This window comes from Blautia sp. Marseille-P2398, assembly GCF_964240315.1.
Taxonomy (GTDB): domain Bacteria; phylum Bacillota; class Clostridia; order Lachnospirales; family Lachnospiraceae; genus Blautia_A; species Blautia_A wexlerae.
Genome location: NZ_CAXSTD010000011.1, coordinates 37404 through 49807 on the forward strand (window position 1 = coordinate 37404; position 12404 = coordinate 49807).

The following is a 12404-nucleotide window of genomic DNA, read 5'->3' on the forward strand; positions in this document are numbered from 1 at the left end:
AGATAGTTCTCTTGTGAATTCATATCAAATCAGTCCGGATAAGTTATCTACTCCGTTGGATCATTCGTTGTCTTCTGCATCGTCTGAAGCCTGATCATCAGCTTCGTCTTCAGCAGCCTCTTCTTCATCAGATTCTTCAACATCGAATTCTTCGTCTTCCGGAAGTTCTTCATCCATTGTGATCATCTCATCATCTTTGATTTCTTCATCTTCCGTAAGTTCTTCGGCTATATCTTCAACCTTTACTTCCGGTTCAGGCATTGTGCTGTTGAGTCTTACATCTCTGTAGCGTTTCATACCGGTACCTGCAGGAATCAGTTTACCGATGATTACATTCTCTTTCAGACCGATCAGCGGGTCAACTTTACCCTTGATAGCGGCTTCAGTCAGAACTTTAGTTGTTTCCTGGAAGGAAGCGGCTGACAGGAAGGAGTTTGTAGCAAGAGATGCCTTGGTAATACCAAGCATAACCTGTTTTCCATCTGCAGGCTGTTTGCCTTCTTTTTCCATCTGCTCGTTAACGTCCTCGTATTCAAGGAAGTCAACCAGTGTTCCAGGAAGGAATTCTGTATCTCCGTTATCTTCGATACGGATTTTCTTCAGCATCTGACGAACGATAACTTCGATATGCTTATCGCTGATCTCAACACCCTGGAGACGATATACACGCTGTACTTCACGGATCATATAATCCTGAACTGCACGTACACCCTTAATTCTCAGGATATCATGCGGATTTACGCTACCTTCTGTAAGTTCATCACCTGCTTCAAGGATCTGTCCGTCTGTGATCTTGATACGGGATCCGTATGGAATAAGGTAAGTCTTGGATTCACCTGTTTCCTGATCTGTAACGATAACTTCACGTTTCTTCTTAGTGTCATTGATAACAGCAACACCAGGAATCTCTGTGATGATGGCAAGACCTTTCGGCTTTCTTGCCTCAAAAAGCTCCTCGACACGAGGAAGACCCTGTGTGATATCTCCACCGGCAACACCACCACTGTGGAAAGTACGCATGGTAAGCTGTGTACCTGGCTCACCGATAGACTGAGCAGCGATGATACCGACAGATTCACCAACCTGTACCGGCTCGCCGGTTGCAAGGTTCGCACCGTAACATTTCGCACAGATACCAACTTTACATTTACATGTAAGGATTGTACGGATCTTAACTTTCTCGATAGATCCGCCTGTCTGGTTATCCACGCCTTCTTTCATGATGCGGGCAGCACGTTTCGGTGTGATCATATGGTTGGCTTTTACGATAACTTCGCCATCTTTATTCTTAATTGTCTCACAGGAGAAACGACCTGTGATACGCTCCTGAAGTCCTTCGATCTCTTCTTTACCATCTACAAAAGATTCTACATACATACCTGAGATCTCATCTCTGTTTTCACAGCAGTCTGTCTCACGTACGATCAGATCCTGAGAAACGTCAACCATACGTCTTGTCAGGTAACCTGAATCGGCTGTACGAAGAGCTGTATCGGACATACCTTTACGTGCTCCATGTGCAGACATGAAGTATTCCAGTACGTCAAGACCTTCACGGAAGTTTGACTTGATAGGCAGCTCGATGGTGTGACCGGTTGTATCGGCCATCAGTCCTCGCATACCTGCAAGCTGTTTGATCTGTTTATCGGAACCACGGGCACCGGAGTCAGCCATCATGAAGATGTTGTTGTATTTATCAAGACCGGTCAGCAGAGCATGTGTAAGCTCATCGTCAGTCTTCTTCCATGTATCAACAACTTCTTTGTAACGCTCTTCCTCGGTGATAAGACCACGTTTATAGTTCTTTGTGATAAGGTCTACAGTATCCTGAGCCTGTTTGATCATTTCCGGTTTCTGAGGCGGAACTGTCATATCGGCAATGGCAACAGTCATGGCTGCACGTGTGGAATATTTGTAACCTGTAGCTTTGATCGCATCAAGAACCTCAGCAGTCTTTGTAGCACCGTGAGTATTGATAACTTTTTCAAGAATCTGTTTCAGCTGTTTCTTGGCTACCAGGAAGTCAACCTCAAGAAGAAGTTCATTTCCCGGAACACTTCTGTCTACGAAACCAAGATCCTGTGGAAGGATTTCGTTAAACAGGAAACGTCCAAGTGTAGATTCTACTGTACCGGTCAGAACGGATCCGTCCGGCATTGTCTTGCTGCAGCGAACATGGATTCTGGACTGCAGTGTGATTACTTTATTCTCATAAGCAAGGATTGCTTCGTTTACGCTCTTGAAGAACTTGCCTTCACCCTTGTTTCCAGGTCTTTCCTGAGTCAGATAGTAGATACCAAGTACCATATCCTGTGAAGGAACGGCTACAGGACCACCATCAGAAGGTTTCAGCAGGTTGTTCGGTGATAACAGAAGGAAACGGCACTCTGCCTGTGCTTCCTGTGAAAGCGGAAGATGTACGGCCATCTGGTCACCATCGAAGTCAGCGTTGAATGCGGTACAAACCAGCGGATGCAGTTTGATCGCTTTACCTTCTACAAGGATTGGTTCGAATGCCTGGATACCAAGACGATGCAGTGTAGGTGCTCGGTTCAACATAACCGGATGTTCTTTGATAACATCCTCCAGAACATCCCATACAGCAGGCTCCAGCTTCTCAACCATTTTCTTGGCGTTCTTAATGTTGTGTGAAGTTCCGTTGGCAACAAGCTCTTTCATAACGAAAGGTTTGAACAGCTCAATGGCCATCTCTTTCGGAAGACCACACTGATAAATCTTAAGTTCCGGTCCTACAACGATAACGGAACGTCCGGAATAGTCAACTCGTTTACCGAGAAGGTTCTGACGGAAACGTCCGGATTTACCTTTCAGCATATCAGAAAGGGATTTCAGGGCTCTGTTTCCAGGACCTGTTACAGGACGTCCGCGACGACCGTTGTCGATCAGGGCATCAACAGCTTCCTGAAGCATACGTTTCTCGTTACGAACGATAATATCCGGTGCACCTAATTCCAGAAGTCTCTTCAGACGGTTGTTACGGTTGATGATTCTTCTGTAAAGATCATTTAAGTCAGATGTAGCGAAACGTCCGCCATCCAGCTGAACCATAGGACGAAGATCCGGCGGGATTACAGGGATCACTGTCATGATCATCCACTCAGGACGGTTTCCAGACTCACGGAAGGATTCTACAACTTCCAGACGTTTGATGATTCTGGCACGTTTCTGGCCTGTAGCATCTTTTAATTCTTTTTTCAGTTCAACAGAATCTTTCTCAAGATCAATTGCCTCAAGAAGCTCTTTGATGGATTCTGCACCCATACCTACACGGAAATCATATCCATAAGCCTCACGTGCATCCTGATATTCTCTCTCTGTAAGTACCTGTTTGTACTGGAGTCCGGAATTAGCCGGATCCAGTACGATATAGTTAGCAAAGTAAAGAACTTTCTCCAGAGTTCTCGGAGAAATGTCAAGGATCAGTCCCATACGGGACGGAATTCCTTTGAAATACCAGATGTGGGATACCGGAGCAGCCAGCTCGATATGTCCCATACGCTCTCTACGTACAGAGGATTTGGTAACTTCTACACCACATCTGTCGCAGACAACACCTTTATAGCGAATCTTTTTGTACTTTCCACAGTGGCACTCCCAGTCCTTGCTCGGTCCAAAGATTCTTTCACAGAAAAGTCCGTCTTTCTCCGGCTTTAAGGTACGGTAGTTGATGGTCTCAGGTTTTAAAACCTCGCCTCTTGACCACTCTCTGATTTTCTCAGGGGACGCCAGTCCGATTTTGATGGCATCGAAAGTCATTGGCTGATATGTTTCATTGGCGTTAGTTGTTTCTGCCATGTATTCTTTCCCCTTTCTTACTCTTCGTCATTGTCTTCAAGAGCCTCATCCAGCTCAATGAAGTCATCCTCATCTTCATCCTCGTCAATGTCAACGAGTTCTTCTCCGTCAAACTCCTGCTTTGTATAGCCATGTTTGCCGTAGTCTTCTTCTCTGTCGTGATGTCTTCTGGAATCTCCCTCGATGACAGAACGAAGGTCTGTGTCACCGTAATCTACAGATTCAAGAAGATGTACTTCTGTATTGTCATCCTTGAGTACCTTCACATCCAGACCAAGAGACTGAAGTTCTTTTAAGAGAACCTTGAAGGATTCCGGAATACCCGGCTCAGGAATATTGTCACCCTTGATGATTGCTTCGTATGTCTTAACACGTCCAACAACATCATCGGATTTTACTGTCAGAATTTCCTGCAGTGTGTAGGATGCACCGTATGCTTCCAGTGCCCAAACCTCCATCTCACCAAAACGCTGTCCACCGAACTGTGCTTTACCACCCAGTGGCTGCTGTGTTACCAGAGAGTAAGGACCTGTAGAACGTGCATGGATCTTATCATCAACCAGATGGTGCAGTTTCAGATAGTGCATGTGACCAATTGTTACAGGACTGTCGAAATACTCTCCTGTACGGCCGTCACGCAGACGCACTTTACCGTCTCTGGAAATCGGAACACCCTTCCACAGTGCTCTGTGGGCTTTGTTCTCATCCAGATACTGCATTACATCCGGTGCTAAAATGTCTTTGTATTTCTCGCGGAACTCTTCAAAGTCTTCTGTGTTTACATAGTCGTTTGCAAGTTCCAGTGTATCCTGGATATCATGCTCGTTTGCACCCTGGAAAATAGGAGTTGCAACGTTGAATCCAAGTGCTTTCGCAGCAAGGCTTAAGTGAATCTCCAGGACCTGTCCGATATTCATTCGGGAAGGCACACCCAGAGGATTCAGCACGATATCAAGAGGACGTCCGTTCGGAAGGAATGGCATATCTTCAACAGGAAGTACACGGGAAACAACACCCTTGTTACCATGACGTCCGGCCATCTTATCACCAACGGAAATCTTTCTCTTCTGTGCGATGTAGATACGTACGGACTGGTTAACACCAGGTGACATCTCATCGCCGTTCTCTCTTGTAAATACCTTGGCATCTACGATAATACCGTATTCACCGTGAGGTACTTTCAGAGAAGTATCACGTACTTCACGTGCTTTCTCACCAAAGATTGCACGAAGAAGTCTCTCTTCTGCAGTAAGCTCTGTCTCTCCCTTAGGAGTAACTTTACCAACAAGGATATCGCCGGCACGTACTTCAGCACCGATGCGGATAATACCACGCTCATCCAGATCCTTCAGAGCGTCATCACCCACGCCAGGAACATCACGTGTGATCTCTTCCGGTCCCAGTTTGGTATCACGGGCTTCGCATTCATATTCTTCAATATGAACAGATGTATAAACATCGTCCATAACAAGTCTTTCACTGAGGAGTACCGCATCCTCGTAGTTATAACCTTCCCATGTCATGAATCCGATCAACGGGTTCTTACCAAGAGCAAGTTCTCCGTTTGCTGTGGAAGGACCATCTGCGATAACCTGTCCTGCCTCTACGTGCTCACCCTGGAATACGATTGGTTTCTGGTTATAACAGTTACTCTGGTTACTTCTCAGATATTTAGTCAGATGGTAATCATCTTTTGTACCATCATCATTCTTAATGCTGATATCTGTAGATGTGGAACGAAGTACAGTACCAGATTTCTTTGCAACTACGCAGACACCGGAGTCAACTGCTGTCTTCACTTCCATACCAGTACCAACTACCGGAGCCTCTGTTGTCAGAAGCGGCACAGCCTGACGCTGCATGTTTGATCCCATCAGCGCACGGTTGGCATCGTCGTTCTGCAGGAACGGGATCAGGGCAGTAGCGACGGAGAATACCATACGAGGAGATACATCCATGTAATCAAACATATGACGCTCATACTCCTGAGTCTCTTCACGGAAACGACCGGATACATTCTTATGAATGAAATATCCTTCTTCGTCCAGAGGCTCATTCGCCTGTGCTACATGGTAATTATCCTCTTCATCAGCAGTCATATATACAACCTCATCTGTTACACGAGGATTCTTAGGATCTGCTTTGTCGATCTTGCGGTATGGTGCCTCAATAAATCCGTACTGATTGATTCTTGCATAAGATGCAAGAGAGTTGATCAGACCGATGTTAGGACCTTCAGGTGTCTCGACAGGGCACATTCTTCCGTAATGGGAGTAATGGACATCTCGAACCTCGAATCCGGCTCTGTCTCGTGACAGACCGCCAGGTCCCAGGGCGGAAAGACGTCTCTTGTGTGTCAGCTCACCAAGAGGGTTGTTCTGATCCATAAACTGTGACAGCTGGGAAGAACCGAAGAACTCTTTCACTGCTGCAGTTACAGGTTTAATATTGATCAGGGACTGTGGAGAAATATTCTCTGTATCCTGAGTTGTCATTCTCTCACGAACCACACGTTCCAGTCTGGAAAGACCGATTCTGTACTGGTTCTGAAGCAGCTCACCTACCGCACGTATACGACGGTTGCCCAGGTGGTCGATATCATCGGCATTGCCAAGGCCATATTCCAGATGCATATTGTAGTTAATAGAAGCAAAGATGTCTTCTTTTGTGATATGCTTCGGAATCAGATCATGGATATCTCTGTGGATTGCTGCAATCCTGTCTTCTAATGTATCATTTTCTTCCAGAATGTTTTCGAGAACAGGATAGTATACTGCTTCTGTAACACCGATGCTCTTTGGATCTTCGATTTCCGGAAGATAGTGGCGGATATCAACCATTAAGTTAGAAAGAACCTTGATTCTGCGGTCTTCCTCGCCAAGGATCCATACATATGGAACAGCGCTGTTCTGGATGGTATTTGCCATTTCTTTTGTCACAACAGTTCCTTCTTCTGCCAGGATTTCGCCTGTAGAAGCATCAACAACATCCTCAGCCAGTCTGTGACCAACGATTCTTCTGTTGAGGTGGAGCTTCTTGTTAAATTTATAACGTCCAACTTTCGCAAGGTCATATCTTCTCGGATCAAAGAACATTGCATTGATAAGGCTCTCCGCACTCTCAACTGCAAGCGGCTCACCCGGACGGATTTTCTTGTATAATTCAAGAAGACCTTCCTGATAGTTGGTGGATGTATCCTTTGTAAAACTTGCAAGGATCTTTGGCTCTTCACCGAAGAGATCAATAATCTCTGCATTGCTTCCTACACCAAGTGCTCGGATCAGAACAGTGATCGGAACCTTTCTTGTTCTGTCAACACGTACATAGAAAACATCATTAGAGTCTGTCTCATATTCCAGCCATGCACCTCGGTTCGGGATAACAGTACTGGAGAACAGTCTCTTACCAAGTTTATCATGCGCTATTGCGTAATAGATTCCAGGGGAACGTACTAACTGGCTGACAATTACTCGTTCTGCACCATTAATGACAAAGGTACCTGTAACAGTCATGATCGGTAAATCTCCCATGAAAATCTCGTGTTCGTTGATTTCCTCTGTTTCTTTGTTAATCAGTCTCACTCGAACCTTCAAAGGTGCGGCGTAAGTTGCGTCACGTTCTTTACACTGTTCGATAGTATATTTCGCATCCTTCTCGTCAAATGTAAAGTCGATGAATTCCAGGCTGAGCTTTCCGCTGTAGTCCGCGATCGGAGAAATATCATCAAAGACTTCCCTAAGTCCTTCATCAAGAAACCATTTATAAGAATCCCTCTGGACTTCGATCAGGTTTGGCATTTCCAGGACTTCTTCTTGTCTCTGGTAGCTCATACGCATGCTTTTTCCAGTTTTTACAGAACGAATTCTGTTTTTTTCCATTGACGTTTCACCCCTGTTTTTTCTTTAAATTTATTATAACTTGACCCTTTTTGCCAAAAGACATAAAGGCACATCTTGCCATAATATAGCATTCTTCACTATAGCACAGCAAGTTGCGCCTGTCAATCACTTTTTTGATATTTTTTTAATTTTTTCAAATAATTGCAATAGTCGCTATTTCGTTACTGTGAACGGAGCGAACAGTAACGCTATTTCTTCGGGATTTTACTGTTTCTTACGTGGATACGATTTGAATATCCATTTCCTTCAAAACGATTGCCTTTATAACTGCTGATATGAGAACGGATAAATTCCGCCGCATATCCTCTGTTGCTGCGGAAGGAATTTCCGTCTGCCGAAATCCCCTTTGATCCGGCAATTCGCAGACCTGATTTTTTATTGGAACCACAGACATTCCCCTGCACAGAAGAATGATTGCTTCTTATATTGAGTTCAATTCCATTGATCGCATTTTCAGAAACAAAATTATCCGCTACCATTGCTGACTCACATCTCTGCAGAAGAATTCCTCTTGCCTTATTTTTAAAACTGTAATTGCCATCAACCACACTCTTATCAATACATTTTACAAGTATGCCATTTGCCGCACTGGTACTGACTCTGTTGTGTTCAATACGGCTTCCTGCTGCAAGCCCTGAAGCCAGAATCCCATCTTTCATAAATCTGGAGACTGTATTTCCGTAAATCCGGCAGATTTTCTGTGAAGCCTCTGTTCCGACTGCATAAATCCCATATCCGTTTCCGCCGGAAAGATTGTTATAGGAAACTCTGATATTGCTTCCCTTGGCAACACTGATCCCCATATTGTTGTAGGTATGACTATCAGAAAGTCTGACTGTGTTCCCCCTGCATGAACAGTCTTCTGCAAGGGAAAATTTAATTCCGTCGCAATTTCCGCTGATCGTATTATTTCTGGCTGTAACTCCGCGAATAATATATCTTCCCGCCGGAATTCCATTGGTCGTCGGATTTGCTGTATTCTCAGGATCATCATCTTCAGAAGGAATAGTTTCTCCTGCTGAGCCCAGAGATACCTCGCCTGTGATCCAGATTCCATATCCATTCCATTGTTTGCCATCTATTACGGTTGGTTCCAGAACTGTGATCTGATTATCAGCGATCAGAATATTCTCTGCGTACTGATTTCCCTCCGGAGATACTTCCTGACCGCTGACAGTATGTGCATTTCTGGTATAAACAGAACGCACATAAACACCACCGCCCACATTTGTCATGGTATTTCCCGTCACAACCGTATCCTGATAATTCAGGCACCATATTGCTCTCTTTTTCAGATTATTAAACCGGTTGTTACTGATCGTGATATTTTTATACGGTTTATCAAACATCATGCTGTGGCTTCCAATGCCGGCAAATACATCTTCAAAGGTATTATCCTTTATCACAATGTTCTCACAGACACTTCCGTCATATGGAAGATATCCTGGGAAAATTCTCGGCATACAGGCATCCAGCTGGATACATTCCTGTCCGCCGCCTGTAAACTCTTTCCAGTAGCCCCTGAACGTACATCCTATAATTTCTGCATTCTTCACTCCTGCAAGTTCCAGAAAATGCGATTTAAGGTTATTAAGAAATGTAACATTCTTCACTGTAACATTCGTAGCATGACCGATCCTAAAACCTACAAACCCTCCAGGTCCTCCCTTGTCTTCCACACATTCATAGTTTGAATCCCAGGTTCCGCCATCGATAGTTATATTACGGTATCCCTCGTATCCGCCTGCAGATTTCTTTGTATCGCCAAGACGGAGCAGGATTTCTTTTCGCGGTGAAGTCTTTGTTATCGTGGCACCCTCTGCATATAGATAGATATTGCTGTACATATGCAAAGTTCCCGTAAGTGTATAATTTCCGGGCGGCACGATAACTTTGCACTGCTTTTCATCCGTTGCCTTGTCCCTGGCCTGTGCCAGCAGTGTATTTAACTTTACAGTAATATCCTCTCCATCCTGCACATTCAGCACAAGTTCCTGCATATTTTCGCGGAACTGATCCGCATCCTCCGCTGAAAAAGTTTCAACGTCTCCATCACTGAAACCGTCGTCATCCCCAAATTCATTCTCTTCAGTTTTCTCTGCCGACTGCGCATCCGGTATTGACACATCTCCAAAAGTCTCTGAATCTTCTGATGAATCTTCAAACATCTGTCCTTCTTCCAGTTCAGCCGCCTGTACTTTTACACCTGCATATGGAGTCAGGCAAAGCTGGGCTGCAATGATGATACCAAATATGACTGCCGTTTTTCTTTTCATCATAGTCTGTAATCCTCCGGCTCTGTAAAAAAAGCAGGAATACCAGTGGCATTCCTGCTTGCAAATCTTCTATATATAATAGGAAGATAATTATTTAAGGTTAACCTTAGCGCCTTCAGCTTCAAGTTTTGTTTTGATTTCTTCAGCTTCTGCTTTGGATGCGCCTTCTTTAACAACCTTAGGAGCTCCGTCAACCATTTCTTTAGCTTCTTTAAGACCTAAGCCAGTTACTTCACGAACAACTTTGATAACTTTAACTTTGTTTGGTCCAACTTCTGCAAGTTCTACATCGAACTCATCTTTCTCTTCTGCTGCTTCTGCTGCTCCAGCTGCTGCTACTACAACACCAGCTGCTGCGGATACACCAAACTCTTCTTCACAAGCTTTTACTAAGTCGTTTAATTCTAATACAGATAATTCTTTGATTGCTGCAATAAATTCTTCTGTTGTTAATTTTGCCATTTTAAATTCCCTCCATATAATATTATTTAATTCGGTAACTCTTCAGCATCCTCGTGGATGGTGATTTTCGAATAGTTACTAGATTCGTTTTATGCCTCTGGCATCAAAAATTATTCAGCTGCTGCTTCAGAGCCGTTTTTCTCAGCGATCTGATTAAGCACACGAGCGAAGTTTGTAATCGGAGACTGGATGCTTCCAAGCAGTTTGCCGAGAAGTTCTTCTCTGGACGGGATTCCAGCCAGTGCCTGAATACCTGCCTGATCGTTGTAGTTTCCTTCAACGATACCTGCAACTAATTCTAAAGCCGGTACTTTCTTTGCGAATTTATCAAGGATTCTTGCAGGAGCAGTTGCGTCTGTAGCAGAGATTGCTATAGCGTTTGTTCCATGTAAGTGCTGGATAAGTTCTTCGCACTGAGTACCTTCGAATGCACGATGCATCATTGTGTTTTTGTATACTTTGTATACAACACCAGCTTCTCTTAATTCCTTACGTAAAGCAGTATCCTGTTCAACTGTAAGACCGCTGTAGTTAACAAGTACTACAGATTCTGCATCTTTCACGTTGTTGATAATTTCGTCTACGATTGGTTGTTTAAGTTCTACTTTTGCCATGAAATGGTACACCTCCTTATAGATTTTGTATACCGCTGCAAATGAGTAAATAAAAAGCCTTACTGTCTGGCAGTAGGGCTTGCGTAATCTTACATAAAAATATAAAGAATACTTAGTCCTCGGTAGGCGTTTACAACTTATGCCTTGCGGCACCTACTGTCTTCGGCAGCGTTCTGGTATAAGATAGCATATGAGATTTGGGTTGTCAAGAGGTTTTTTCGGTTTTTTGTTGATTTTTTCATTAAGGGACGCGTAAGCAGGATTCTCTTTTGGGGTTCAGTTTCGGGAGCAGGAACTCTAAGGCCTACAAAATCTGCTAAGTGCATGAAAAAAGAAGGCAAAACTCGCCTGCGGCTCAGACAGTTGCCTTCTTTTTTCATAACGCAGATTCCGCAGGCCTAAGAGTTGCTACACTCCCTACAAGATTCACCCCAAAAGAGAATCCTGCTCACGCTGGTAGTTGGAAAATTGTCGTTACTGTTCACACACCACTGTCCCGCGAGGTGTTTTGGCATGAATATGCCAAAATTCCATTGCCGCAGGCAATCTGGAATGAATTTTGGCTACGTTACTGTGAACGGAGTGAACAGTAACAAATTGTCAGTATATCATAAAACAAATTTCTGCTATATTGATGCAGGGTGAATTCTTCATATGCGCAGTATAGTACAGTATAGATATAAGATGTAACGAATCACGTTATTCTTATATTGTGCCAAAGATACGGTCTCCGGCATCTCCAAGGCCTGGGCAGATGTAGGCGTGATCGTTTAATTCACGATCAAGATGTCCACAGTAAATCTGAACATCCGGATGAGCTTCGTGGAGACGTTTGAGTCCTTCAGGGGCTGCGATGATGCACATGAATTTAATGTTTTTTCCGCCCTGTTTTTTGACAAAGTCAACGGCTGCTTCTGCGGAGCCACCGGTTGCGAGCATTGGATCTACGATCACTGAAATTCGTTCATCAATTGCTTCCGGGAGTTTGCAGTAGTATTCGTGTGGTTCATGGGTTACAGGATCACGATAGAGTCCTACATGGCCTACTTTTGCAGATGGCACAAGTGTGAGAATACTGTTTACCATTCCAAGGCCTGCGCGGAGCACAGGGATAACCGCCAGCTTCTTTCCTGAGATCATTGGTGTCATGCAGGTTTCAATAGGGGTTTCTACTTCTACATTTTCTACAGGAAGATCCTGGAGAGCTTCGTATCCCATGAGGATTCCAATCTCTTCTACTAATTTACGAAATTCATTTGTTCCTGTGTTTTTGTTTCTCAGCATGGATATTTTATGCTGGATCAGCGGATGATTCATAATATAAACGTTTTCCATTA

The 12404-nt window shown here is 44.1% G+C and carries 6 protein-coding genes and 1 other annotated feature; all 6 genes read right to left on the reverse strand.

Translation table 11 applies throughout. The features are described 5' to 3' along the window. Positions 1–60: 60 nt before the first annotated feature. The 6 genes from rpoC to upp all read right to left on the reverse strand — a co-directional run bounded on the left by rpoC (position 61) and on the right by upp (position 12402). Positions 61–3816 carry a DNA-directed RNA polymerase subunit beta' gene (gene rpoC, locus ACESZG_RS13140; RefSeq protein ID WP_055152733.1) on the reverse strand — a complete coding sequence of 1252 codons (3756 nt, stop codon included), beginning with the start codon at positions 3814–3816 and terminating at the stop codon, positions 61–63. Between the two features lie 17 nt (positions 3817–3833). Beyond that, positions 3834–7694, reverse strand: coding sequence for a DNA-directed RNA polymerase subunit beta (locus ACESZG_RS13145; protein ID WP_118759260.1), 3861 nt, complete (start codon positions 7692–7694; stop codon positions 3834–3836). 209 nt (positions 7695–7903) lie between these two features. Further along, positions 7904–9994 carry a right-handed parallel beta-helix repeat-containing protein gene (locus tag ACESZG_RS13150; RefSeq protein WP_373218498.1) on the reverse strand — a complete coding sequence of 697 codons (2091 nt, stop codon included), beginning with the start codon at positions 9992–9994 and terminating at the stop codon, positions 7904–7906. 87 nt (positions 9995–10081) lie between these two features. Then, a complete protein-coding gene (gene rplL, locus ACESZG_RS13155; RefSeq protein WP_119253373.1) occupies positions 10082–10453 on the reverse strand; it encodes a 50S ribosomal protein L7/L12 in 372 nt (123 codons plus the stop codon). 110 nt (positions 10454–10563) lie between these two features. After that, the gene (rplJ, locus tag ACESZG_RS13160) at positions 10564–11067 is read right to left on the reverse strand and encodes a 50S ribosomal protein L10 (protein WP_020993201.1); all 504 of its coding nucleotides are present in this window, start codon (positions 11065–11067) and stop codon (positions 10564–10566) included. Between the two features lie 41 nt (positions 11068–11108). Beyond that, positions 11109–11251: a sequence feature (ribosomal protein L10 leader region), on the reverse strand. 521 nt (positions 11252–11772) lie between these two features. Then, complete coding sequence (gene upp / locus ACESZG_RS13165) at positions 11773–12402, reverse strand: uracil phosphoribosyltransferase (protein ID WP_373218500.1); 630 nt, start codon at positions 12400–12402, stop codon at positions 11773–11775. Positions 12403–12404 lie beyond the last annotated feature (2 nt).

Coding starts and splice junctions, on each gene's coding strand:
- rpoC (WP_055152733.1), bottom strand. CDS start 3,816: ATGGCAGAAACAACTAACGCCAATGAAACATATCAGCCAATGACTTTC.
- ACESZG_RS13145 (WP_118759260.1), bottom strand. CDS start 7,694: ATGGAAAAAAACAGAATTCGTTCTGTAAAAACTGGAAAAAGCATGCGT.
- ACESZG_RS13150 (WP_373218498.1), bottom strand. CDS start 9,994: ATGATGAAAAGAAAAACGGCAGTCATATTTGGTATCATCATTGCAGCC.
- rplL (WP_119253373.1), bottom strand. CDS start 10,453: ATGGCAAAATTAACAACAGAAGAATTTATTGCAGCAATCAAAGAATTA.
- rplJ (WP_020993201.1), bottom strand. CDS start 11,067: ATGGCAAAAGTAGAACTTAAACAACCAATCGTAGACGAAATTATCAAC.
- upp (WP_373218500.1), bottom strand. CDS start 12,402: ATGGAAAACGTTTATATTATGAATCATCCGCTGATCCAGCATAAAATA.